The 24,695-nt window shown below is 69.2% G+C and carries 21 protein-coding genes; 15 read left to right on the top strand and 6 right to left on the bottom strand.

Translation table 11 applies throughout. The features are described from left to right. Window positions 1–25 precede the first annotated feature (25 nt). Entirely contained in the window at window positions 26–982 is a 957-nt protein-coding gene (thiD, locus tag A4F85_RS16300) for a bifunctional hydroxymethylpyrimidine kinase/phosphomethylpyrimidine kinase (protein ID WP_012203499.1), read from the bottom strand. A 115-nt stretch (window positions 983–1,097) separates the two neighbouring features. Between thiD and A4F85_RS29770 the strand changes: the two genes are divergently transcribed. Genes A4F85_RS29770 through A4F85_RS16275 form a run of 6 tightly spaced genes read left to right on the top strand, consistent with a single transcriptional unit; the run spans window position 1,098 to window position 11,297 of the window. After that, entirely contained in the window at window positions 1,098–1,250 is a 153-nt protein-coding gene (locus A4F85_RS29770; protein ID WP_013804031.1) for a rubredoxin, read from the top strand. A gap of 47 nt (window positions 1,251–1,297) precedes the next feature. After that, window positions 1,298–1,696, top strand: a complete 399-nt coding sequence (locus tag A4F85_RS16295; RefSeq protein ID WP_012203501.1) for a response regulator — start codon at window positions 1,298–1,300, stop codon at window positions 1,694–1,696. Continuing rightward, the gene (locus A4F85_RS16290) at window positions 1,696–2,061 is read left to right on the top strand and encodes a response regulator (RefSeq protein ID WP_012203502.1); all 366 of its coding nucleotides are present in this window, start codon (window positions 1,696–1,698) and stop codon (window positions 2,059–2,061) included. The genes A4F85_RS16295 and A4F85_RS16290 overlap by 1 nt, the downstream gene beginning before the upstream one ends. Before the next feature lie 15 nt (window positions 2,062–2,076). Beyond that, window positions 2,077–2,604 carry a chemotaxis protein CheW gene (locus A4F85_RS16285; RefSeq protein ID WP_012203503.1) on the top strand — a complete coding sequence of 176 codons (528 nt, stop codon included), beginning with the start codon at window positions 2,077–2,079 and terminating at the stop codon, window positions 2,602–2,604. An 18-nt stretch (window positions 2,605–2,622) separates the two neighbouring features. Next, window positions 2,623–4,872 carry a methyl-accepting chemotaxis protein gene (locus tag A4F85_RS16280; protein ID WP_012203504.1) on the top strand — a complete coding sequence of 750 codons (2,250 nt, stop codon included), beginning with the start codon at window positions 2,623–2,625 and terminating at the stop codon, window positions 4,870–4,872. Between the two features lie 50 nt (window positions 4,873–4,922). Further along, window positions 4,923–11,297: an Hpt domain-containing protein gene (locus A4F85_RS16275; protein ID WP_063327164.1), complete on the top strand. Its 6,375-nt coding sequence runs from the start codon at window positions 4,923–4,925 to the stop codon at window positions 11,295–11,297. Window positions 11,298–11,360: 63 nt separating this feature from the next. On the opposite strand, the gene A4F85_RS16270 is transcribed toward A4F85_RS16275, so the two are convergent. Then, the gene (locus A4F85_RS16270; RefSeq protein ID WP_063327163.1) at window positions 11,361–12,842 is read right to left on the bottom strand and encodes a cryptochrome/photolyase family protein; all 1,482 of its coding nucleotides are present in this window, start codon (window positions 12,840–12,842) and stop codon (window positions 11,361–11,363) included. A 24-nt stretch (window positions 12,843–12,866) separates the two neighbouring features. Between A4F85_RS16270 and A4F85_RS16265 the strand changes: the two genes are divergently transcribed. The 7 genes from A4F85_RS16265 to A4F85_RS16235 all read left to right on the top strand — a co-directional run bounded on the left by A4F85_RS16265 (window position 12,867) and on the right by A4F85_RS16235 (window position 18,195). Beyond that, the gene (locus tag A4F85_RS16265) at window positions 12,867–13,466 is read left to right on the top strand and encodes a YqgE/AlgH family protein (RefSeq protein WP_012203507.1); all 600 of its coding nucleotides are present in this window, start codon (window positions 12,867–12,869) and stop codon (window positions 13,464–13,466) included. Further along, window positions 13,463–13,921, top strand: coding sequence for a Holliday junction resolvase RuvX (gene ruvX, locus A4F85_RS16260; protein WP_012203508.1), 459 nt, complete (start codon window positions 13,463–13,465; stop codon window positions 13,919–13,921). The genes A4F85_RS16265 and ruvX overlap by 4 nt, the downstream gene beginning before the upstream one ends. After that, complete coding sequence (gene pyrR / locus A4F85_RS16255; protein WP_013804027.1) at window positions 13,918–14,436, top strand: bifunctional pyr operon transcriptional regulator/uracil phosphoribosyltransferase PyrR; 519 nt, start codon at window positions 13,918–13,920, stop codon at window positions 14,434–14,436. Before ruvX ends, pyrR begins: the two co-directional genes overlap by 4 nt. Before the next feature lie 2 nt (window positions 14,437–14,438). Then, the gene (locus A4F85_RS16250; RefSeq protein WP_012203510.1) at window positions 14,439–15,401 is read left to right on the top strand and encodes an aspartate carbamoyltransferase catalytic subunit; all 963 of its coding nucleotides are present in this window, start codon (window positions 14,439–14,441) and stop codon (window positions 15,399–15,401) included. A 243-nt stretch (window positions 15,402–15,644) separates the two neighbouring features. Further along, the gene (locus A4F85_RS16245; RefSeq protein WP_063327162.1) at window positions 15,645–16,940 is read left to right on the top strand and encodes a dihydroorotase; all 1,296 of its coding nucleotides are present in this window, start codon (window positions 15,645–15,647) and stop codon (window positions 16,938–16,940) included. A 2-nt stretch (window positions 16,941–16,942) separates the two neighbouring features. Further along, window positions 16,943–17,692 (top strand): lysophospholipid acyltransferase family protein, encoded by a 750-nt coding sequence (locus A4F85_RS16240; RefSeq protein WP_063327161.1) that lies wholly within the window; start codon window positions 16,943–16,945, stop codon window positions 17,690–17,692. Window positions 17,693–17,706: 14 nt separating this feature from the next. Then, the gene (locus tag A4F85_RS16235; protein WP_063327160.1) at window positions 17,707–18,195 is read left to right on the top strand and encodes a GNAT family N-acetyltransferase; all 489 of its coding nucleotides are present in this window, start codon (window positions 17,707–17,709) and stop codon (window positions 18,193–18,195) included. Window positions 18,196–18,220: 25 nt separating this feature from the next. Here the strand turns inward: A4F85_RS16235 and A4F85_RS16230 are convergent, their stop codons facing one another. The 4 genes from A4F85_RS16230 to A4F85_RS16215 form a co-directional block, all read right to left on the bottom strand. Beyond that, window positions 18,221–18,607, bottom strand: coding sequence for a DUF1987 domain-containing protein (locus A4F85_RS16230; RefSeq protein ID WP_012203514.1), 387 nt, complete (start codon window positions 18,605–18,607; stop codon window positions 18,221–18,223). Window positions 18,608–18,644: 37 nt separating this feature from the next. After that, a complete protein-coding gene (locus A4F85_RS16225; RefSeq protein WP_063327159.1) occupies window positions 18,645–19,277 on the bottom strand; it encodes a DUF6272 family protein in 633 nt (210 codons plus the stop codon). Further along, complete coding sequence (locus A4F85_RS16220; protein ID WP_063327158.1) at window positions 19,274–20,653, bottom strand: SpoIIE family protein phosphatase; 1,380 nt, start codon at window positions 20,651–20,653, stop codon at window positions 19,274–19,276. Before A4F85_RS16220 ends, A4F85_RS16225 begins: the two co-directional genes overlap by 4 nt. A 97-nt stretch (window positions 20,654–20,750) precedes the next feature. Further along, window positions 20,751–21,848 carry an ABC transporter ATP-binding protein gene (locus A4F85_RS16215; protein ID WP_013804019.1) on the bottom strand — a complete coding sequence of 366 codons (1,098 nt, stop codon included), beginning with the start codon at window positions 21,846–21,848 and terminating at the stop codon, window positions 20,751–20,753. Window positions 21,849–22,060: 212 nt separating this feature from the next. On the opposite strand from A4F85_RS16215, the gene A4F85_RS16210 reads away from it, so the two are divergent. Beyond that, on the top strand, window positions 22,061–23,707 hold the full coding sequence (locus tag A4F85_RS16210) for an ABC transporter permease (RefSeq protein WP_063327157.1): 1,647 nt from the start codon (window positions 22,061–22,063) through the stop codon (window positions 23,705–23,707). Window positions 23,708–23,764: 57 nt separating this feature from the next. Then, a complete protein-coding gene (locus A4F85_RS16205; RefSeq protein ID WP_012203519.1) occupies window positions 23,765–24,673 on the top strand; it encodes a LysR family transcriptional regulator in 909 nt (302 codons plus the stop codon). Window positions 24,674–24,695 lie beyond the last annotated feature (22 nt).

Here is a 24,695-nt window from a genome sequence, read left to right as displayed (position 1 = left end):
CGCAGCCGCTCAGGGGCGGCCTGCCTCAATGCTTGGTGTCATGGGGCGGCATCACGAAGCCTTCGATGGCCTGGGTGTCGGCGTCAAGCTCGGTGAGCGGCTCGGCCGCCTCGGCGTCTTCGTCCTCGGGTTCGGGCTGGGCCCAGAACATGCGGTCCGGGATGAAGTGGCCCATGCCGGGGCGAAAGCCGCTGTCCAGGCTGCGGTCCAGGTACTCCAGCGCCTCCTGCGTGGCCAGCCCCAGGTCGTTGCCGCTGGCCACCAGGGCCGCCAGCGCGGCCGACAGGGTGTCACCCGAGCCGGTGAACGTGGCGTCGAACATCTCGTACTTGCTGTTGCCCAGCACGGACTGCGCCGTGGCCAGCACGTTGTCCACGAACTGGTCGGGCAGGGGGATGCCGGTGACCAGCACGTAGGGCACTTCCAGGGCCTCGGCCGCCATGGCGATGTCGCGCGCCGTGGGGCTGCGGCTGTTGCTCCAGTCGGGCAGCAGCCAGCGGCACAGCGTACTGTGGCTTCCAACCAACACCGAGGTTTGCGGCAGCACAAGCTCCTTGAGCGCGTCCATGTACTGGTCGAGCGGGTCTTCCTCCCACCACGACAGGTCCGGCATGTAGCAGACGATGGGGATGTCGGGATAGTCGGAAGCTATCTCGGCGATCGCCGCCAGGTTGCCCGGGCTGCCCACGAAGCCGACCTTGATGGCGGACACGGGTATGTCCTCCAGCACGGCGCGCGCCTGCTCGGCCACGGCCTCGTCGTCAAAGGGAAAATGCTCGAAGATCTTGGCCGAATCGCGTGCGTAGGCACCCGTGACCACGGGCAGCGGATGACCGCCGACCGAGGCGATGGTGGCGATGTCGGCCGACAGGCCACCTGCTCCGCTGGGGTCGCTGGCGTTGAAGACCAGCACGCATACGGGAGCGGTTTCGTCCACCAATTCGGTGTCGGGACTGGGGGAGTTGGAGGGGTTCAATGCCATGGCTCAGCCCAGTTTGCGCCCCGCCAGCGAAGGCCGTGGCGGGTGGTTATGACTAGATACAATCGTTGCATTCTATGTGAAGGCCCTTTAAGCTGTGACCGACCCTAAAACTTGGATGTGCTTGATCTGCGGGTGGATCTATGACGAGGCGCAAGGCTGCCCCGAGCATGGCATCGCACCCCAGACGCGTTGGGATGACGTGCCCATGAATTGGACCTGTCCCGAATGCGGTGCACGTAAAGAAGACTTTGAGATGGTCGAAATCTGAGCGCGGGACCACCCGCGCCGACTCATACATTTCCGGGAGGTTTCTCAGTGACGACATCGGGCGCACCCTTGCGCGTACTCGTGGTGGATGACAGCAATACCATCCGCCGCAGCGCAGAAATCTTCCTCAAACAGGGCGGGCACGAAGTGCTCCTGGCCGACGACGGCTTCGACGCACTGTCCAAAGTCAACGACTATCAGCCCCAGCTGATCTTCTGCGACATCCTCATGCCCAAGCTGGACGGCTACCAGACCTGCGCCATCATCAAGCGCAACGCGCGCTTTTCCGATACGCCCGTGGTCATGCTCTCGTCCAAGGACGGCGTATTCGACAAGGCGCGCGGGCGCATGGTGGGCTGCCAGGACTACCTCACGAAACCCTTCACCAAAGACCAGCTGCTGCAGGCCGTGGAGCAGTTCGGCAAGCAAACCATAGGAGCACTTTGATGCCCATCCGCAAAGTCCTGGTCGTGGACGATTCCAAGACCGAACTGATGTTTCTGTCCGACATGCTGCAAAAGCAGGGACTGCAGGTACGTACGGCCGAGAACGGCGAGGAAGCCCTGCGCAGCCTGGCCGAAGAGCGGCCCGACCTGATCCTGATGGACGTGGTCATGCCCGGCCAGAACGGCTTTCAGCTCACGCGCGCCATCACGCGCGACCCGCTGTACGCGGACCTGCCCATCATCATGTGCACCAGCAAGAACCAGGAAACCGACCGGGTCTGGGGCATGCGCCAGGGCGCGCGTGACTACATCACCAAGCCGGTGGATGCAGGCGAGCTGCAGGCCAAGATCGCGGCGCTGAACTGACGCGGTGCGCTGGCCATGGCGAACCGTGAAGCACTGCGCGATCTGCAATCCCGTCTGGCCGGCCGTCTCCAGGCCGCACGCAGCGAAGGCGTCAAGGTGGCGGCCTGGCTGGCCGTCCAGGCCGGCGGGCGCAACTACCTGATGCCGCTGGGCCAGTCCGGCGAGATCTTTCCCTGGGCCGGCGTACAGCCCGTGCCCTATACAAAGCCCTGGTTCCTGGGCATTGCCAACCTGCGCGGCACCCTGGCCGGGGTGATCGACCTGGCCAGCCTGCTGGGCCATGGCGTGGCGCGCAGCGAACCGGCGCTGGCCGAGTCCAGCCTGCTGGCCTTCAATGCCGCGCTGGAAGTGAACGCCTCCCTGCTGGTGGACCGCCTGCAGGGCCTGCGCAGCGCCGACGCCTTTGTGCGCACCGAGCCCGCGCCCGAGCAATCCCCCGCCTTTTTCGGCCCCGTGCATATCGATGAAGCGGGCCACCGCTGGCAGGAGCTGCAATTGCAGCGCCTGTCCCAAACCTCCGAGTTTCTGAGCATTCGCGCCTGAGTTTCTGAAGGTCGTCCCATGTCATTCTTGCAACGTCTTGCAAATCGCTTCCAACGCAAGCCGGCCGACTCCGGCTCGGGCGCGGACAACAGCATGCTCGGAGACACCGTCTCCCAGGATATGTACGCACTCGATGCGTCCATGACCGTGCAGGGCGCGCCCGACGCCATGCCGGGCGATGCCGGCGCAGTCCTGGACCAGGAAACGGTGGTCCTGCCGCTGCTGGGCCGCGCGCCTGCCGCGCGCCACCAGCGCACGCTGTCCACGCTGCTGGGCGTTTCCGTGCTGGCCCTGGTGCTGGCGGCGGCATGGGCTCTGCGCCAGGCGGACGGCTCGGCACAGCAGCTGGCCGCCACCGGCCAGGCCCTGATGCAGTCGCAGCGCCTTGCCAAGTCGGTGTCGCAGGCGCTGACCGGCGCGGCACCTTCGTTTGCGGACGTGCAAGACAGTGCGGGCGTGCTGGCACGCAACGTGCGCGCCCTCACCTCGGGCGATGACTCCATGGGCGTGCGCCCGCTGGGCGGCGCCTACGCCGACGAGCTGGGCCAGATCATGCCGCTGATGGAGCGCGCCGAGCAAAGCGCCAAGGTGGTGATGGAGCAAAAGCAGATCCTGACCCAGGTCGGCGACGCGCTGCGCACCATCAACCGCCAGTCCTCGGACCTGCTGGAGATCGCCGAAACCATCTCCTCGCTCAAGCTGCAGCAGGGCGCCAGCCCCGCCGAGATCTCGGCCGCAGGCCAGCTGGTGATGTTGACCCAGCGTATCGGCAAGTCGGCCAACGAATTCCAGACCGCCGAAGGCGTGAGCCCCGAGGCCGTGTTCCTGCTGGGCAAGGACTTGAACTCGTTCAAGGAAATCTCCGAAAGCCTGCTGGGCGGCAGCAGCGAACTGCGCCTGCCCCCCACGCGCGACGCCCAGACCCGCGAGCAGATCGAGGCACTGATCAAGCTCTACGAAGAGACCCGCACCGAGGCCAGCGCCATTCTGGGCAACCTGCAGGGCCTGGTCTCCGCCCGCGAGGCACAGACCGCCATCAACGCCGACAGCGAACCGCTGCGCCGCCAGCTGGAAGACCTGCAGACCAAGCTGCAAAGCGGCGCCGGCATCGGCTCGCTGCCCATGGGCCTGCTGGCCCTGGCCACCGTGCTGGTGCTGCTGTGCGGTGTGGGCCTGTCCCGCGTGCAGCTGCTCGACAGCCGCCTGCGCCAGGAAGCTGCCGAACGCCGCCAGGAAGAGTCGCGCGTGCAGGAGCATGAAGCCAAGCGCATCAACGACGCCAACCAGGCCGCCATTTTGCGTTTGATGAACGAGTTGCAGTCGGTGGCCGAGGGCGATCTGACGCAGGAAGCGACCGTGACCGAGGACATCACCGGCGCCATCGCCGACTCGGTGAACTACACGGTGGAAGAGTTGCGCGCCCTGGTGGGCAGCGTGCAGAACACGGCAACGCGCGTGGCGCAGACCACGGCCGAGGTGGATGCCAACTCCACCGAGCTGCTGGCCGCATCGACCGAACAGCTGCGCGAGATCCGCGAAACCGGCCGCTCCGTGCTGGACATGGCCGGCCGCATCAACGAGGTCTCCACCCAGGCGCAGGAATCTGCCCAGGTGGCGCGCCAGTCGCTGGAAGCTGCCGACCTGGGCCTGAAGGCCGTGCAGAACGCCATCGGCGGCATGAACTCCATCCGCGACCAGATCCAGGAAACCTCCAAGCGCATCAAGCGGCTGGGCGAATCCTCGCAGGAGATCGGCGAAATCACCGAGCTGATTTCCGACATTACCGAGCAGACCAACGTGCTGGCGCTGAACGCCGCCATCCAGGCCGCATCGGCCGGTGAAGCCGGTCGCGGCTTCTCGGTGGTGGCCGAAGAAGTGCAGCGCCTGGCCGAACGCTCGGCCGACGCGACGCGCCAGATCGCGGCGCTGGTGAAGGCGATTCAGACCGACACCCAGGATGCCGTGGCCGCCATGGAGCGCTCCACCCAGGGTGTGGTCGAGGGGGCCCGCCTGTCCGACTCCGCCGGCACCGCGCTGACCGAGATCGACTCCGTGTCGCGCCATCTGGCCGAGCTGATCGAGCTGATCTCCTCGTCCACCTCGCGCGAAGCCGTTCTGGCCAACGACGTGGCCGAGAACATCCAGCACATTTTCGCGGTGACCGAGCAGACGGGCGAAGGTACGCGCACCACGGCACAGCAGGTGCGCGAACTCTCGCACATGGCCGAGGAACTGCGCCAGTCGGTGGCGCGTTTCAAGATTGCCTGACCCGGTCCAACATAGCTATGCACAGGCCCTAGGGGCTTGGGGAACTGTCCATGTCAGTGGTTGACGAATCGCAAACGGGCGCGGCGCAGGCCGCGCACACCGAACAGGACCTGGGCCCGCTGGCCTGGGTGCTCGATGAGCTGCGCAAGTCGCTGGAAGGGGCGAGCAAGGCGGTGGCCCGTTTCGTGCGCGATGCCGATGCGGCGCGCGCCTCGGACCTTGAGGAACTTGACACCTCGGCCCTGCGCATCGCCCGCCAGCAACTGCACCAGGCCTGCGGCGCCCTCGAAATGGTGGGCCTGGGCTCTCCGGCCCTGGTGCTGCGCGGCATGGAAAGTGCCGTGCAGCGCTTCGTGCAGCGCCCCGAGCTGTGCACCGACCAGGCTGCCGCCACGCTGGAGCGCGCCAGCTTCGCGCTCATCGAATACCTGGAAACCGTGCTGGCCGGCAAGACCGTCTCGGCCGTGGCCCTGTTTCCCCAATACCGCGACACCCAGGCGCTGGCCGGCAACGACAAGGTGCACCCGGCCGACCTGTGGCCTGCCGAGCGCCGCGCGCGCGAGCCCGAGTGGGCGCGCCAGCCCGAGCCGCTGGCCTACGGCCCCGATGCCCGGGCCCTGCTCGACGGCGTGGTGCTGCGCATGGTCAAGAGCGACGACCGCGAGGCCGCCGCCCAGATGCGCGACCTGTGCCTGCGCTTTGCCGTGGGCCAGACCGAGGATGTCACCGCGCGCAGCTTCTGGAAGGTGGCGGCCGGCTTCTTCGACGCGCAGTCGCGCGGGATGATCGTTGTCGACCTGTACGTCAAGCGAATGGCCTCGCGCGTGCTCATGCAGTACGCGGCCATGGCCAAGGGCGACCGCACGCCGCCTGCGCGGCTGCTGCAGGACCTGCTGTTCTTCTGCGCCCAGGCCCGCCCTGCCGAGCAGGCTGGCGCCGCCCTGCAGGCGGTGCGCCAGGCCTATGGCATGCAGGCCCAGCCCCAGGTGGACTACCAGCAGACACGCTTTGGCCGCTACGACCCGGCGGTGCTGGTGCAGGCGCGCAAGCGCATCACCACGGCAGCCGATACCTGGTCCGCCCTTGCCGGCGGCGACCGTGCCCGCACCAAGACCGTGGTGGACCAGTTCGCCCAGGTGGCCGAATCCCTGGTCAAGCTGCACCCGGCCAGCCATGGCCTGGCGCGCATGCTGATCAAGGTGGCCGAAACCGTGGCCCGCATCGGCGAGCCGCCACCGGCCGAACTGGCCATGGAAGTGGCCACCTCCGTGCTCTACCTGCAGGCGGCCTTTGCCACCATGGACATGGGCGACGAGGAACTGGCCGAGCAGTCCGCCAACCTGGTCCAGCGCCTGGAGGAATCCCTGCAGGGCGCGCCCGCGCGTCCGCTGGAGCCCTGGATGGAGGAGCTGTACCGCCAGGCCAGCGACCACCAGACCATGGGCTCGGTCGTGGGCGAGCTGCGTGCCACGCTGGCCGAGGCCGAGCGGCACCTGGACCAATATTTCCGCAATCCTGCCGATGCCACCGTGCTGGCACCCGTCTCGGGCCAGATGGCCCAGATGCGCGGCGTGCTGTCCGTGCTGGGCCTGGACCAGGCCACGCAGGCCATGCAGCGCATGCGCGAGACCGTGGAACGGCTGGTGTTGGGTGAGATCGACGACGCAGAACGTCCCCAGGTGTTCGAGAAACTGGGCAACAGCCTGGGCGCCATGGGCTTTCTGATCGACATGCTGAGCTACCAGCGCAGCATGGCGCGCAAGCTCTTCGTCTATGACGAGGCCGAAGGCGGCCTGCGCATCCTCATGGGCCGTCGCGGCCACCGGGCCGATGATGCGGGCAAGGCGCCCGAGCAACTGCCCGCCCTGGACACCGCCGCCGTGCCGCCGCAGCGCGAAGCCGTTGCCGTGGCCCAGCCGCTGCCCGTGCCGCAGGACGCCATCGCCGAGCCGCAATTTGCCGCGCCCTCCACGCCGCCCCCGCCGCCCCCGGCTCCCGTGGACATCGCGACTGAGCCGCTGGCCCAGCCCGCGGCCGCCGAGCAGGACGCGCTGGCCGATGCCGCGGAACTGGCGCAATTCGCCAAGGCCCTCGAAGCGCCGGCCGAGCCGGTCTTCCAGCTGGACCAGTCCCTGGTCGAGCCAGAGCCCGCAGCCGAATCTGCGCCTGAAACCGTCTCTGCATCCGTGTCCGAGCCCGTGCCCCCGCCGGCCGGCCTGTCGGTCTCGGAAGAAGACTCGGACGACGAACTGCTGGGCATCTTCCTGGAAGAGGCCCGCGAGGTGGTGGACAACGGCCTGCAGGCCCTGCGCGCCCTGGCCGACGAGCCGGGCAACCTCAGCGAGCAGACCACGCTGCGCCGCGCCTTCCATACGCTCAAGGGCAGTTCGCGCATGGTGGGCCTGGATGAATTCGGCGAAGCCGGCTGGGCCATGGAGCAGATGCTCAACGCCTGGCTGGCCGAGCAAAAGGCCATGCCCCAGCCCATGCAGGAGCTGGCCAGCGATGCGCTGCGCGCCTTTGGCGCCTGGGCCTCGGCCATAGAGCGCCACCAGGCCGACGCCTGGCAGGCCACGCCTTTCCGCGCTGCGGCCGATGCCATGCGCCTGGAAGGCCTGCGCGCCGACGTGGCCCTGGTGCCGCGCACACCGCGTGCCGAGCCCCTCGCACAGCCCGAACCCGAACTCGAGCCCGCACCCGCTACCGCCGCAATCGAGGAATTCGCGCCCGTGGCCCAGGAGCCGCAGGCAGAACACCTGGATGTGCTCGAGCAGGCCACGCCCGCCCAGCCCGTCCAGACCTCTGGCGAGCTGGACTTTGCGCTGGACTTCGACCTGCTGGAGCCGGACCCCAAGCCTTCGGCCGCCGCGCCGCAGGAGTCGCTGGAGACACTGACGCCGCAAGCCGCCGAGGCGCCTGCCGAACTGGCCACCGACGCCGTCGAGGAACTGGACTTTGCGGCCTTCGAAGCCGCCATGCGCGACAGCGAGCAGGAGGCCCTGGCCGTCGTCGCGGGCGACCCGCCCGCGCTGCCCGAGGCCGCCGCCATCGAAGCCGAAGCTGGAACTGAAACTGAAGCACCGCAAGCCGCCGTGCCCCTGGCACCTTTCGAAGGGCTGGACCTGGATCTGGGCCTGACACCGGCAGCGGCACCCGCCGAAGCGATCGAGATGATCGCGGTGCCAGAAACGGTTGAGGCGGTTGAAGCGGACGAAGCGCCAGAAACGGTTGAAGCGGTTGAAGCATCCGACGCAGTCGAGTCGGTCAAGGCGCCCGAGGTGCCCGAGGCAGAAACCCCGCAGGCCGAAGAGTCCGGCGACGAGGATCTGTCCGGCATCGACGCCGATGGCTTCAAGGTCGTGGATGGCCTGCGCATCAGCGCGCCGCTGTACAACGTCTACCTCAACGAGGCCGACGAATGGTCGCGCCGCCTGGACCTGACGCTGCAGCAATGGGCGACCGAGCCCGGCGAGCCCGTGCCCGACGACGCCGTCGCCTTTGCGCATTCGCTGGCCGGAAGCTCGGCCACCGTGGGCTTCAAGGCCTTGTCGGACCTGGCGCGCCTGCTGGAACATACGCTGACCCATCTGCAGCCGCAGCGCTGTGGCACGCCCGACCAGGTTGCCGCCTGCGTGGCGGCCTCCGACGAAGTGCAGCGCCTGCTGCACCAGTTCGCCGCCGGTTTCCTCAAGACGCCCCAGCCGGGCGTGGAAGAAGCCCTGCAGGCACTGCTGGCGCTGGACATCGAGGCCGCAGACGCGCCGGACAGCCGCCTGGACGCGCTGGAGCAGCTGGACCAATTGGACCAACTGGACCAGCTGGAGCCTCAGGACGGCAGCGATGGCACGGACGCCGTGCTCGACGCCGGTGCCCAGGCGCAGACACCGTCGGTGGCGCCCCTGGCCTACTCCATGCGTCCCCTGGTCAACGATGCGCGCCACGAAGCCGAGCTGCAGCGCCGCATCGACGAGGCCATCGCCCATGCCGTGGCCGTGGGCAGCGACCTGGACGATGACATCGATGCGCTGGACGAGGTCGATCCCGACCTGTTCCCCATCTTCGAGGAAGAGGCCATCGAGCTGCTGCCCCGCCTGGGCGCCGCGCTGCGCCGCTGGCATGGCCGGCCCTCGCTGGACGAGGCGCGCCACGAAACCCTGCGCGCCCTGCACACGCTCAAGGGCAGTGCCCGGCTGGCGGGCGCCATGCGCCTGGGCGAGATGGCCCACCGCCTTGAATCTGCCGTGGAGCGGGTCGATGGCGAATCTCCGACCGCCGAGCAGATCGAGCCCTTGCTGGGCAGCTTCGACGCGCTGCAGGCCGGCTTCGACGTGTTGCGCGTGGCCGGTGAGCAGGCGCAGGAAGCGCCGCTGGACCTGGGCGATGAAATCTCCCTCGACGAGCCTGCAGCGGCTGCGGCCTCCGACGCATCGGCAGCGGCTGGATCACCGGCGGCCGCGGCCCCTGTGCCAGCGCCTGTCACTGCGCCGCTGCGCGCCGGTGCCCAGCAGACGGTGCGCGTGCGCGCCCAGCTGCTGGACCGCCTGATCAGCCAGGCTGGCGAGGTGCTGATTGTGCGCTCGCGTGTCGATGCGCGCCTGGCCCAGGCCCGTGGCTCGCTGGACGAGCTGGCCGGCAACCTGGAGCGCCTGCGCATGCAGCTGCGCGACATCGAGGTCCAGGCCGAGAGCCAGATGCAGTCGCGCCTGGCCCTGTCCAAGGACTCGGCCGTGGGCTTCGACCCGCTGGAGTTCGACCGCTTCACGCGCGTGCAGGAACTCACCCGCATGATGGCCGAGTCGGTCAACGACGTGGCCACCGTGCAGCGCAACCTGCAGCGCGACATGGCCGGCGCCGAGGACGACCTGGTCGCCCAGGGCCGCCAGGCCCGCGAGTTGCAGCGCGACCTGCTGCGCACGCGCATGGTGGAGTTCGACTCCCTGGCCGAGCGCCTGTACGCCGTGGTCCGCCAAACCTCCAAGGAGATGGGCAAGCAGGTGCGGCTGAACATCCTGGGCGGCACCATTGAAATGGACCGGGGCATGCTGGACCGCATGATGCCGGCCTTCGAGCACTTGCTGCGCAACTGCGTGGCCCACGGCATCGAGTCGCCCGAGCAGCGTGCCGCCGCAGGCAAGCCCGCCATGGGCACCATTGAAATCATCCTGAGCCAGGAGCGCAACGACGTGGCGCTGTCGGTGGAGGACGATGGCGCCGGCCTGAACCTGCAGCGCATCCGCGACAAGGCCGTGGCCCAGGGCCTGTGGCCCGAGGACCAGACGCTGACGGAGCAGGACGCAGGCCGCCTGATCTTCGAGCCCGGCTTCACCACGGCCACCGAGGTGACCGGCGTGGCCGGGCGCGGCATCGGCATGGACGTGGTGCGCTCCGAAGTCAACGCGCTGGGCGGCCGCATCGAAACCCACAGCGAGGCGGGCCGGGGCAGTGCCTTCCGCCTCGTGCTGCCGCTGACGACCGCCGTCACCCAGGTGGTCATGCTGCGCGCGGGCCAGTTGCTGGTCGGCGTGCCCGCCAGCCTGGTGGAAATCGTGCGCCGCGCGCCGCTGGAGCTGCTGCAGCAGGCCTATGCCAGCCACAGCTTCGAAGACGGCAGCGAGACCCTGCCGTTCTACTGGGCCGGCGCGCTGTGGCAGTCCTCGCTGCGCAGCGAGGAAACCGTGGGCCGCACCCGGCCCGTGGTCATCCTGCGCAGCGCGGCGCAGCGCATTGCGCTGCACGTGGACGAAGTGCTGGGCAACCAGGAAGTGGTGATCAAGAACCTCGGCCCCCAGCTGGCCCGCCTGCCCGGCCTGACCGGCATGTCGGTGCTGGCCTCGGGCGCCGTGGTGCAGATCTACAACCCCGTGGCGCTGGCCAACGTCTATGGCGACGAGGTGCGCGCCCGGACCGAAGAGGCCGAGCGCGCCGCAGGCCAGGGCGACGGCGAAGCCGTGCTGGCCAGCGCAGGGCCGGCCTCGGTGCCGCTGGTGCTGGTGGTGGACGACTCCATCACCGTGCGCCGCGTCACCCAGCGCCTGCTGCAGCGCGAAGGCTACCGCGTGGCCCTGGCGGCCGACGGCCTGCAGGCCATGGAGCGCCTGGCCGAGGAACGCCCGACCCTGGTGCTGTCCGACATCGAGATGCCGCGCATGGACGGCTTCGACCTGCTGCGCAACATCCGCGCCGACGAGGCCCTGCGCGACCTGCCCGTGGTCATGATCACCTCGCGCATCGCCCAGAAGCATCGCGAGATGGCGCGCCAGCTGGGCGCCAACCACTACCTGGGCAAGCCCTACTCGGACGAGGAACTGCTGGGCCTGATCCAGCACTACTCCCTGCAGGGCGGCAGCATCAGCGGCGGCCCGCTGGCGCCGCAGTCGCTGCAGGCGCTGCAGGCGGATAGCGAGCCCCTGGGCGAAGGGGCCTGAAGGCTGGTGGCCTGAACAAAAAAGAGCAGCATCCGCTGCTCTTTTTTTATTCCAGCAGGTTTTTCAGCTGGCCTGCTTGACCACGCCATAGCGGGTCAGAGTGCGCTCGCGCGCGGCTGCGTGGTCCACCACGGGATGGGGGTAGTCCGTGCCCAGCACCACGCCGGCCTCGGCCAGCTCCAGCGGCCGGGCCTGCCAGGGTGCGTGGCGCAGCGCGGCGGGCAGGCGGGCCAGCTCGGGCACGTAGCGCTCGATGAAGCGCGCATCGGCATCGAACTTCTGGCTTTGCGTGATGGGGTTGAAGATGCGGAACCAGGGCTGGGCGTCGCAGCCCGTGGAGGCCGCCCACTGCCAGCCACCGTTGTTGGCCGCCAGGTCGAAGTCGTTGAGCTGGCGCGCAAACCAGGCCTCGCCCCGGCGCCAGTCTATGCCCAGATCCTTGACCAGAAAGCTGGCCGCCACCATGCGCAGCCGGTTGTGCATGTAGCCCGTGGTGTTGAGCTGGCGCATGGCGGCATCGACCAGCGGATAGCCGGTGCGGCCCTCGCACCAGGCGGCGTACAGCGCATCGGCCTCGGGGCCGGTATCCCACACGATGGCGTCGTAGGCGGGCTTGAAGCTGGCGTGCACCACGTGCGGATGGTGGACCAGGATCTGGAAATAGAAGTCGCGCCAGATCAGCTCGGACAGCCAGGTGGCGGCGCCCTCGGCATCATGGGGCTGGCTCTGCGTTTGCTCCCAGGCCAGCCTTGCCAGGCGGCGGATGGAGACCGTGCCAAAGCGCAGGTGCACGCTCAGGTAGCTGGTGCCCTTGACGGCGGGAAAGTCGCGCGCCTGCTTGTAGCGCGGCAGGCGCGGCAGGAAGTCGGCCAGCAGTTCCTCGGCGCCAGCGCAGCCCGTGGGCAGTCGCAGGCCGTCCAGCGTGCCGGCCTCAAAGCCCAGGTCGGCTGCGGTGGGCACGGGGCGGCGCTCGCCTTCGGGGCGCGGGGCCAGGCGCTCGGGCAGGTCGCGCTCGCTGGGATAGGCGGACAGGAAGAAGGGCGTGATCTGGCGCAGCCAGGCGTTCTTGTACGGGGTGAACACCGAGAACGGTGCGCCGGCCTGGGTCAGCACCTCGTCGCGCGCAAAGACCATGTGGTCCTTGAAGCTGTGCAGGGCCACGCCCTCGGCGGCCAGGGCCTGGCGCACGCGGGCGTCGCGGGCCAGGGCGTCGGGCTCGTCGTCCCAGTTGCAGAACACGGCCTGGGCGCCGAGCTGCCGGGCCAGGTCCGGGATCTGCTCAGCGGGCCGGCCGCGGCGCACGATGAGGCCGGTGTCGGCGCGGCCCGAGGCCTCGCGCAGCGCATCGTCCAGCCCGCTCAGGCTCTGGCAGATGAACTCCACGCGCCGGTCTGCACGGGGCAGGGGGGCGAGGATGTCGTCGTCGAAGATGAACACGCAATGCACCTGCCGACATTGGCGCAGCGCATGGTAGAGGGCAGCATGGTCGGCCAGGCGCAGGTCGCGCCGCAGCCAGACCAAGCCCACAGGGTAAGAAGGTGGCATGGATCGCCGGTAAAATCCGTGGTTATGTCTGCTGAAACTGCGCCTATCAATCTGACGCACCACTTCCTGATTGCCATGCCTGGCCTGGAAGACGAAGCGTTCTCGCGCAGTGTGATCTACCTGTGCGAACACAGCGAGCGCGGTGCGCTCGGTCTGATTATCAACAAGCCCTCGCAGCTTACGCTGGAAGGCTTGCTGGAAAAGGTGGATCTGGCCCTGGGCCGCGAGGACCTTCGCGGCAACCGTGTCTTCAACGGCGGACCCGTGCAGACCGATCGCGGCTTCGTGCTGCACGACCCCATGGTCATCGAAGGCGCGCCCGACGACGAGTCCGCCTACGCCTCGACCATGACCATTCCCGGTGGCCTGGAGATGACCACCTCCAAGGACGTGCTCGAAGCCCTGTCCGACGGCGCAGGCCCCAAGCGCCTGCTGGTCACCCTGGGCTATGCGTCCTGGGGCGAGGGACAGCTGGAGTCGGAGCTGGCCGAAAACGCCTGGCTCACGGTGGGCGCCGACGCCAACGTCATCTTCGACACCCCGGTCGACGACCGCTATGACCGCGCCCTGGGCCTGCTGGGCCTGCAGCGCTGGATGATCTCGCCCGAGGCGGGGCGCGCATGAGCCTGCCCGCTCCCGAGTCCCAGGCAGCAGCGGCAGCCGGCACGGCCGTGCCGCCCACCGTTCCCTCCCATTTTCAGAGTTTCGTGGCCTTCGATTTCGGGGCCAAGCGCACGGGCTGTGCCGTGGGCACGCGCATGCTGCGCTCGGCCAACCCGCTGCCCACCATCCGCGCCGAGGCCGGCGAGGCCCGCTTGGCCCAGGCCGGCGAGCGCATCAAGGAGTGGCAGCCCGATGCGCTGGTCATCGGCGTGCCCTACCACCCCGACGGCAATGCGCACGAGAACACGGCGCGGGCGAAGAAGTTCGGCCGCCAGCTCAAGAGCCGCTTCGGCCTGCCTGTCTACGAGGTGGACGAGCGCTACAGCACCACCGAGGCCCTGGCCGGTGGCGCAAGGGATGCCGATGCGGCCTCGGCCTGCATCATTCTTGAACAGTTTTTGAGGAGTCTTCCATGAGTGAATCCATTGCGGGAGCCGGCAGCCTGGTGCTGGACGCCGAGGCCCTGTACCGCGAACTGCTGCGCGGCGTGCGCAGCCTCATGGGGCCTGAAACCCGCCTGGCCGGCATCACCTCGGGCGGCGCCTGGCTGGTGGAGCGCCTGCACAAGGACCTGAACCTGCCCGGCAACCCCAGCGTGCTGTCCTCGGCCCTGCACCGCGACGACTTCGCGCAGCGCGGCATGGCCACCAGCGCCCAGACGCAGATCGACTTTGACGTCAACGGCGCCGACATCCTGGTGCTGGACGACGTGCTCTACACCGGCCGCACCGTGCGCGCCGTGCTCAACGAACTCTATGACTACGGCCGCCCGGCCTGCGTGCGCCTGGCGGTGCTGGTGGACCGGGGCGGGCGCGAGTTGCCCTTCCAGGCCGACTTTGCCGCGGCGCGCATCGCGCTGCCGGCCGACCGCCTGCTGTCGCTGGCGCGCGATGACGCCGGCGTCTTCCAATTCCGCATCCAAGAGGCCTGACCGTGCTGTACAAGCGCAATCCCCAGCTCAACAAGAACGGCGAACTGATCCACCTGCTGTCCACCGAAGGACTGTCCAAGGACATCCTCACCCACATCCTGGACACGGCGGCCAACTTCGTCAGCGTCAATGACCGCGAGGTCAAGAAGGTGCCGCTGCTGCGCGGCAAGAGCGTGTTCAACCTGTTCTTCGAGAACAGCACGCGCACGCGCACCACGTTCGAGATCGCGGCCAAGCGCCTGTCGGCCGACGTGTTCAACCTGGACATCGCGCGCAGCTCGGCCAGCAAGGGCGAGTCGCTGCTGGACACCATCGCCAACCTCTCGGCCATGGCCGCCGACATCTTCGTCGTGCGCCACAGCGAGTCGGGTGCGCCCTACCTCATCGCCCAGCATGTGGCGCCCCATGTCCACGTGGTCAATGCCGGCGACGGCCGCCACGCCCACCCCACGCAGGGGCTGCTGGACATGTACACCATCCGCCACTACAAGAAGGACTTCGCCAACCTGCGCGTGGCCATCGTGGGCGATGTGCTGCATTCGCGCGTGGCGCGCTCCGACATCCATGCGCTGACCACGCTGGGCGCGGCCGAAGTGCGCGTCGTCGGCCCGCGCACCCTGGTGCCGCCGGACCTGGCGCAGATGGGCGTGCGCGTCTTCCACACGCTGGAAGAGGGCATCCGGGACTGCGACGTGATCATCATGCTGCGCCTGCAGAACGAGCGCATGAGCGGCGCCCTGCTGCCGTCCAGCCAGGAATACTTCAAGAGCTTCGGCCTCACGGCCGAGAAGCTGCGCCTGGCCAAGCCGGACGCCATCGTCATGCACCCGGGCCCCATCAACCGCGGCGTGGAGATCGACTCCGAAGTGGTCGATGGCCCGCAGGCCGTGATCCTGTCGCAGGTCTCGTTCGGCATCGCCGTGCGCATGGCCGTCATGTCGATAGTGGCCGGCAACGAGGCTTGAAATGAAGCACCCCCTGAGCGACTGCGTCGCTTCCCCCTCTCTCGCTACGCGGGAGGGGGCGTACGGGCAGCCGGCGACGCCCTCGCTGCAGGGCGGCCTTTGCTCGGCGTCCCTGAGATGGGCCATGCTTTTTCCATGCCCGGTGTCCTGGACTGAGTCCAGGCGCTTTTTGTGAATGCAAATGTTTTTGATCGCCGCAGGCCGCAGCCCATGCGCCGCCTGCGGTCTACGGGGTAGCAAACCATGAAGATACTCATCCGCAACGGCCGAGTGATGGACCCGGCACGGGGCCTGGACCAGCAGGCCGACGTGGCCATCGACGGCGGCAAGGTGCTGGCCATCGGCAAGGCGCCCGAGGGATTTGCCGCAGAACGCGAGATCGATGCCGCCGGCTGCTGGGTGCTGCCGGGCCTGGTCGATCTGGCCGTGCGCCTGCGCGAGCCCGGCCACGAGCACGAAGGCATGCTGCAGTCCGAGATGGCTGCATCGGTGGCCGGTGGCGTGACCAGCCTGGTCTGCCCGCCCGACACCGACCCCGTGCTCGACGAGCAGGGCCTGGTGGAGATGCTCAAGTTCCGCGCCGAGAAGCTGCACCAGTCGCGCCTGTTCCCGCTGGGCGCGCTGACGCTGGGCCTCAAGGGCGAAGTGCTGACCGAGATGGCCGAGCTGACCGAGTCCGGCTGCATCGGCTTCAGCCAGGCCGAAGTGCCCATGACCAGCACCCAGACCCTGCAGCGCGCGCTGGCGTATGCGGCCACCTACGGCTACACCGTGTGGCTGCGCCCGCAGGAGCTGTACCTGGGCAAGGGCGTGGCCGCCAGCGGCCCGCTGGCCACGCGCATGGGCCTGTCCGGCGTGCCCGTGGCGGCCGAGACGATTGCCCTGCACACCATTTTCGAGCTGATGCGCGGCACCCAGGCGCGCGTGCACCTGTGCCGCCTGTCCAGCGCCGCAGGCGTGGAACTGGTGCGCCGGGCCAAGGCCGAAGGCCTGCAGGTCACGGCCGACGTGTCCATCAACTCGCTGCACCTGACCGATACCGATATCGGCTACTTCGACAGCAGCGCACGCGTCACGCCCCCGCTGCGCCAGCAGCGCGACCGCGATGCGCTGTCTGCCGCGCTGGCCGATGGCACCATCGACGCCCTGGTCTCCGACCACACGCCCGTCGATGAAGACGCCAAGGTCCTGCCCTTTGCCGAGGCCGAGCCCGGCGCCACGGGCGTGGAGCTGCTGCTGTCGCTGGCCGTCAAGTGGTCGCAGGAAAGCGGTGTGCCCCTGAGCCGCGCACTGGCCGCCATCACGGCATCGCCCGTGCAGGTGCTGGGATCGGCGCTGGGCGAGCTGCAGGAGCAACTGGGCCGTCTGGCCGAGGGCGGCGTGGCCGACCTGTGCATCGTCGATCCGCAGGCGGCCTGGACCGTGAAGCCCCAGGAGCTGGCCAGCCAGGGCAAGAGCACGCCCTTCGGCGGCTACGAGCTGCCGGCCCGTGTGCGCTGCACGCTGGTCGACGGCCGCGTGGCATTCGAACGCCGCTGAACATGAGCCGTCTGCGCAGGGGAGGGCGCGCCACGCTGCGCGCAGCGCGCCTGTTCGGCCATGTGTGCAAGGGGCTGTGGATCGTGGCCCTGCGCTTTCCGCAGCTGCCCGAGGCGCGCCAGCACGCCCATGTGCAGGCCTGGGCCCTGCAGTTGCTGGCCCATGCGGGCGTGCGACTGGAGATCCAGGGCGAGCCGCCGCGCCAGGGCCCCATGCTCATGGTCAGCAACCATATTTCCTGGCTCGACATTCCCGTGCTGCATGCGGCGCGGCACTGCCGCTTCATCTCCAAGTCCGACGTCAAGGGCTGGCCGCTGATCGGCACGCTGGCCACGGCGGCGGGCACGCTGTACATCGAGCGCACCTCGCGCCGCGATGCCCGGCGCATGGTGCAGAGCATGGAGGAATCCCTGCAGCGCCGCGAGATCCTGGCCATCTTCCCGGAAGGCACGACGGGCGACGGCCGCAAGCTGCTGCCCTTTCATGCCAATTTGCTGCAGGCGGCCGTGCAGATCGATGCGCCCGTGCTGCCCGTGGGCCTGCGCTTCATCGACGGCGCCACCGGGCAGATCAGCCACGCACCCAGCTACGAGGGCGACGAAACCCTGCTGGGCTCCATCTGGCGCACGCTGTGCGCCGACGACCTGGTGGCCGTCGTCCACTATGGGCAGCCTCAGAAGGCCGAAGGCCGCGACCGCCGCGTCTGGGCCCAGGACCTGCATGCCGAGGTGGACCGGCTGCGCCAGGCCTGAACCTTGCCCGCGACATGACAGACGCTCTTTCCTGCGCTCCCACGCTCCGGCTCGCGCGGCCTGATGACACCGCTGCCCTGAACGCCGTTCTCTGGGCCACCTACGACAGCACCTGGAAGCCCCAGCTGACGGCGGACAAGCATGCGCAGTTCTGCGCCTCCGGCAAGACCGCGCAGTACGTGCAGTCGCGCGGCCACCTGTTCTGGGTGGCCGAGTGCGGCGGCGTGGTCGCCGGCTTCGTGGACTGGGTGGATGACTTCATCGGCGCCCTGCATGTGCTGCCGGCCTGGCAGGGGCGCGGCGTGGGCCGTGCGCTGCTGGCCCATGCCGAGCAGGCTCTGCGCGCCGCCGGCCACGCCCAGGTGCGCCTGGAGACCGACAGCTTCAACACCCAGGCCCTGGGCTTTTACACGGCGCAGGGCTACGCCACGCTGGACACCTATCCCGACGAGGAATGGGATTGCGGCCTGACCACGGTGCTCATGGGCAAGCCGCTGGCCTGAAGGCCAGGGCGGAGCAGGCCCGCCCTCAGTTGCTGTAGGGCTGTCGCTCCAGCACCAGATTGGCGAAGTCCTCCACCAGGTCGGCGCCCAGTTCCTCGATGGCGTCGTCTTCCTCGTCGAAGGCCCAGAGCACGCGGATGTCCGTGCCCTTGCTGCCTGCATGGTCGAGCAGCTCGAACAGCGAGCGCAGCCCCATGGTCGATGCGCTGTTGATGTACTGCAGCTTCACCTCGGCCACGAAGCGTGCGGGCTGGCTGGCCTCGAAGTACTGGCCCAGCATGGCCAGCAGGGGGTTGAAGAAGGGCAGCGGGTTTTCGGGGTAGCACTCGCCTTCGATGCGCAAAAGCTGCTCGGCCGGCGAGAAGACCACTTCGGGCGTGACGGAAGTGCGTTCGGATTTCAGTGCTTGCATGGCGGCGTCATTCGGATTCGGGAAGGGGTCCCGGCGCTCAGATCAGCGCCTTGACGTGGAACACGGCATGGGGCGCGGTATCTGCGGCGTCCTCTCCCGTGGCGATGTGGTACTGCAGCGGTGCCGAGGCGTCGCGCGCAATGGTCAGCCAGCCCAGGCCCGCGCCGCGGCTGATGTCATCGCTGGCGCTGTGGTCGGTGTTGTGCAGCTGGGCCTTGTAGGCGGCCTTGATTTCGGGGTGGCTCATGGCGCGCACGGCATCCAGCTTGGCGGCCAGGCGCGGCACATGTTCGCGGCGCACGGCGTTGCTGCAGGCAATCCAGAAGCGCGCCTGTGCCTGATCGGCCCCCGCGTCCGGGGCACCGGCCGGTGCATCGATGCGGCCCACGCCGATGGCGCCCTGTGCCACGGGTTCGCCGAATGCCTGGCTGGCTCCGGCGTCAGAGGCAGGCAGCGGCGCCGCGTAGTGCAGCACGTTCTGCGCCATCTCGATGAAGGTGGAAAACAGCTTGCGCTTGGCGCTGCTGGATCCGTCCTCGCTGGCCAGCCGGCACTTGAGCGTGTCGGCTGCCGCCTGGATCACGTTGGGGTTGAAGGTGCCCGCGTAGTACAGCAGCAGACCGTTGTGCTCGGCCTGGGCGCGCAGGTGCGCGAATTCGGACGGGCTCATGACTGCAGGGCCTGGTTGCGCCACACCAGCAGCGAGACATCGTCGCGGCGGCGCTGCGTGCCCTGCCACTGGGCAAAGGCCTGCCGGAATTCGGCGCAGGCCTGGGCGGCGGGGCGGTCGTGCTGCTCGTGCAGGAAGCGCGCCAGGCGCTTTCTGCCATGGGCGATCTGGCGCGGGCCGCCCAATTGGTCGATGACGCCATCGGTGGCCACCATCAGCAGCGAGCCGGGCGCGACCTCCAGCTCCTGCGTGCTCCAGGCCGCGTCGTCGGGCGTGGTCGCATAGCCTATGCCCAGCTTGTCGCCGGCATGGATCTGTACCTGGGCCGCCTCCTGCACGCCGGGCGGCGCCACCAGCAGGTCCAGCCGGGCCGAGGCAAAGCGCAGTTGCGTGCCGCAGGGAGACTGCAGGAACAGCGCGGCGTCCAGGCCGTCGCTGGAGGATTTTTCGGCGGGCAGGCCATCGGCGGGCGCTGCCGGTGCGCCCCAGGCGGGCTGGACGTCGCGGCTGCGCTGCTGCAGCACGCGCTTGATGTAGCGGTTCATCTGGCCCAGCAGGGCGCCGGGGTCGATGGCGGCGCCGGTGCCGGTGCCGATACCTGCAGGCGCCACGGCCTGTTCGAGAAAGGACAGTGCAATCAGCGTCATGAAGGCGCCCGGCACGCCGTGGCCCGTGCAGTCGAACATGCAGCCCAGCAGGCCCTGCGGAGTGGCGCGGAAGAAGTACGCATCGCCGCCCACCACGTCGCGCGGCTCCCACAGCAGGCCGTGGTCGGCCAGCTGGCCGGCGAGCACGCGGTCGGATTCGACCAGGTGCGAGCGCTGGATCAGGCTGGCGTAGTCGATGCTGGCCATGAGCTGGCGCGTCTTGTCGGCCTCGATGTCGGACATGGCGGCCATCAGCGCGTGGCCCGTGCCTATGCCTGCGTAGCGGCCTTCCTCCACGGTGATGAAGCCGTCCTTGAGCACGCGGCTGCCGCTGGCCAGCGCCTGCTGCACCAGCTGGTCGATGGGCAGGCCGGCCGCCACCACCATGGGCGCGGTGTCGGTGAATACCAGGCAGCTGCGGCGGCCGAACACGTCGCGCGCAAAGGGCCGCGCGTACTGCTCCATGAAGCGCTGGCGGTTGATCAGGCCCAGCGGCCGGTCGTCGGCCACCACGGCCAGGGTTTCGAGCAGGGGCTGCTCGCTGAACAGCCGGTGCACATCCTCGTTGCTGGCCTCGGGCGCGATCGGTGCCGTGGGCTGGCTGAGCTGGCCTGCGCGGGCCACAAGGCGCGGCGCGGCGGGCGCCGGGGCCAGCGCGGGAACGGGTGCAGGGTCGGGTAGCTGATCCGCTGCAGGGTGCTGCGTGGAGGAGGGGTCCAGAGCAAACATGGGGTGGCCTTGAATTGTCACAAGATGTGACTGATTCTGGGTTCCACCCGTGACCGTCGAATGACAAAGCCCGGACGGCGCGGCGGACGCCGCTGGTTCAGGCTGCAGCGGACTGCGGGGCGCCCTGTGTTTCTCGCGGGAAGGCGACCACGTGATTCATGTCGAGCCGGATTCCCACCCACTCGCCCACCGCATGGTCGTGGTGGCTTGGCACATGGGCCATCACGCTGTGGCCGCTGGCCAGCTCCAGCGTGTAGAGGAACTCCGAGCCGCGAAACGCCTTGCGCAGGATGCGTGCCTGCACGGGCGAGGCATCGTCGTGCACCACATCGTCGGCGCGCAGCAGCACATCGCATTCGCCGCCCGGGAACTGCGCGGGCAGCGGGCAGGTGGCCGGATCGACCAGATCGCCCAGCGCCGTGCGCGCCACCACGCCGCCGGCCCCGGAAGGCGCCAGCGTGGCCGGCACGAAGACGCCGTGGCCGATGAAGTCCGCCACGAAGCGCGTGGCCGGGCGGTGGTAGAGCGAATAGGCGTCGTCCCACTGCTGCAGCTGCCCCTGGTGGACCACGCCGATCATGTCGCCGATGGCAAAGGCCTCCAGCTGGTCGTGCGTGACGAACAGGGCCGTGGCGCCTGCAGCCTTGAGGATGCCGCGCACCTCATGCGCCAGGCGCTCGCGCAGGTCCACGTCGAGGTTGGAGAAGGGCTCGTCCAGCAGCATCAGCTGCGGGCTGGGCGCCAGTGCGCGGGCCAGCGCCACGCGCTGCTGCTGGCCGCCCGACAGCTCATGCGGAAACCTACCTGCACTGCCGGCCAGGCCCACCAGCTCCAGCACCTCGGCCACGCGCTCGGCCTGGCGCGCCTTGGGCAGATGGTGGATGCCGAAGGCCACGTTGCGGCCCACGTTCAGATGGGGGAACAGCGCATAGTCCTGGAACACCATGCCGATGCGCCGCTGCTCGGGAGGGAGCGAGAAATCCGCGCTGCCCACGAGCTGGCCGTCGATGCGGATCTCGCCGCCGCTCACGGGCTCCAGGCCCGCCACGGCACGCAGCAGCGTGGTCTTGCCGCAGCCCGAGGGGCCGATGAGCACGCCGATGTCGCCAGCGGCCAGATTCAGCGTGACGCCCTGCACGGCAGGCCTGTCGCGGCCCGGGTAGCGCACCTCGAGTTGGGAGACGGTCAAAAACATGCGGCGATTGTAGAACCGCGCAAATGAATAGAATTCGCATTTGCATTGGCGGGCCAAGGGCATGCCCGGAGCCCGCCGACTCCAGCAGCCCGCAGGCACGTCCGGTCTCGGCGGCACATCGGCCCACAGGCCGGCGGCAGCCGCAGATCCCGGTCCGTTCCATAGCCCGGCAGCCAGATCCTCCCCCTCATCCTCTAGCCGAGACCTCCGCTTTGCGCCGTCTGTCGTCCGTACTCCGCTCCCTTCCCCTGCTATTGCTGGCCCTGGTGCTGATGCTGCCCGTGCTGGCCGTGCTCGGCTCCTGGCTGCCCGTGGGGCAGGGCGATGCCCTGGCCGGCTCCATCCTGCGCGAGATGGCGGCCACCGTGCTGCCCGGCTACCTGTGGACCACGGTCTGGCTGGGCCTGCTGGTGGCGCTGGGCGCGGCCATCGTGGGCACGGGCACGGCGGCGGCCGTGACGCTGTTCGACTTCCGGGGCCGGCGCCAACTGGAATGGCTGCTGCTGCTGCCGCTGGCCATGCCGGCCTATGTCACGGCCTATGCCTATACCGACTTCCTGCAGTTCAGCGGCCCGCTGCAGACCTGGCTGCGCGATACCTATGGCCTGGAAGGCCGGCTCCTGCCCGAGGTGCGCAGCCTGGGCGGCGCGGTCTGGGTCTTCATCTTCTCGCTCTACCCGTATGTCTACCTGCTGGCGCGCACCGCGCTGGGCGAGCGCGCCGCGCACCTGATGGAGGCCGCGCGCCTGATGGGCGCGCCGCTGTCGCGGCGCATCTGGTCGGTGGCGCTGCCGCTGGCGCGCCCGGCCGTGGCCGCTGGCGTGGCCCTGGTGGTGATGGAGACGCTGGCCGACTTCGGCGTGGTCAGCTACTTCGGCATACAGACCTTCACCACGGGCATCTACAAGGCCTGGCTGTCCATGGACAACCGCATTGCCGCCGCGCAGCTGGCCACCTTCCTGCTGGTGCTGGTGGTGCTGCTGCTGCAGCTGGAGCTGCGCGCCCAGCGGCGCATGCGCTTCGTCACCGGCAGCACGGGCCGCGCCAGCTCGGCCGAGGCGCAGCCGCTGCGCCTGCGCGGCTGGCGCTGCGCGCTGGCCTGGCTGGCGTGCCTGCTGCCCGTGCTCATGGGCTTTGTCGCGCCCGTGTTCTTCATGCTGCGCCCGCTGGCGGCCGACTGGTCGGTGCTGCCCTGGGACCGCTTCCTCGACTGGGCGCTCAACAGCGTGCGCCTGGGCACCATCACCTCGGTGCTGGCCGTCATCATCGCCGTGGCCCTGGCGTTTGCCGTGCGCCGCCACAAGGAGTCGGCCGTCACGCGCGGCGTGGTGCAACTGGCCAGCCTGGGCTATGCGGTGCCGGGCGCCGTCGTCGTCGTCGGCCTGCTGCTGCCCGTGGGCTGGGTGCAGCAGGTGCGGCCCGAATGGGGCTTTGCCGGCCTGGTCACGGCCACCGCCGTGGGCATTGTCTGGGCCTACCTGGTGCGCTTTTGCGCCGTGGCCCTGCAGTCCATGCAAAGCGGCTATGCGCGCATCGCGCCCAGCCTGGACGACTCGGCCCGCATGCTGGGCACGGGCGCCTGGGGCATGCTGTCGCGCGTGCACTGGCCGCTGCTCAGGCGCTCCACGGCGGCGGCGGCGCTGCTGGTCTTCGTCGATGTGATGAAGGAGCTGCCCGCCACCATGGTGCTGCGCCCCTTCAACAGCGACACCCTGGCCGTCGTGGCCTACCAGCTCGCGCGCGACGAACGCCTGGGCGAGGCGGCCCTGCCGTCGCTGGCCCTGGTGCTGGTGGGCCTGATCCCCGTGATCATGCTCAGCCGCACGCTGCGCGCCGAGCGCCTGGGCACGGCCCGCTGAGCCTGCGCTGCCGGGTGCTGCAAAGCGCGGCCCGGCAAACCCCGCTACGCTCGCGCCATGCACGCCAGAGTCCTGCGCTATCTCGACGAAGTGGTCCGCCGCGGTTCCATCCGCAAGGCGGCCGAACATCTGCACGTGGCCCCCACGGCCGTCAACCGCCAGATCCTCGACCTGGAGGCCGAGCTGGGAACGCCCCTGTTCGAGCGAATCCACAAGCGCCTGCGCCTCACCCCGACGGGCGAGATGGTCCTGGCCCATGTGCGCGCCACGCTGCGCGAGCATGCGGCGCTGCGCGAGCGCATTGCCGAACTGCAGGGTGCGCGCAGCGGCGAGATCACCGTGGCCGCGACCACGGGGCTGGCCGGCTCGCTGCTACCCTCGCTGGTGCATGAATTCCGTCAGCGCCACCCGGGCATCGTGGTGCGCATCATCGACCTGCCCCTGAGCGACATCGCGGCCGCCGTGGAAGGCGGCGACGCCGACCTGGGCCTGGCCTACGACCTGTCCGAACGCCCCGCGCTGCGCGCGCTGGCCACCAGCGAATGGCAGATCGGCGCCATCGTGCCGCCCCGGCATGCGCTGGCGCGCCAATCGTCCGTGCTGCTCAGCGAGTGCATAGGCCATCCGCTCATCCTGCCCGCGCCGCCGCTGTCCATCCGCAGCCTGCTGGACGAAGCCTTTGCGCGCAACGCCATCGAGGTCACGCCCGTGGCCGAATCCACCTCCATGGCGCTGATCCAGCGCCTGGTCATGCTGGGCGAGGGCATTGCCCTGCTCAACCCGCTGGACGTGATGGAAGAGCGCAGCCGCAATGCCCTGGTCTTCGTGCCTTTGCGCGATGCGCATCTGCGGCGGCAGACGCTGGTGCTGACCGGCCGGGCCAGGGGGCAGTTGAGCGCGGCGGGGGAGCTGATGGCCCAGTCCATCGGCCAGGCGCTGGCAAGGCTGTTTGCCGGGGGGCGGTGAGTCTTAGTCACTTGTCCACTTT

The sequence above is a fragment of the Delftia sp. GW456-R20 genome (assembly GCF_001622915.1).
GTDB lineage: Bacteria > Pseudomonadota > Gammaproteobacteria > Burkholderiales > Burkholderiaceae_C > Comamonas > Comamonas acidovorans.
Note: the sequence above shows the minus strand (reverse complement) of the source record. Positions and strands in the feature narration are given on the sequence as shown.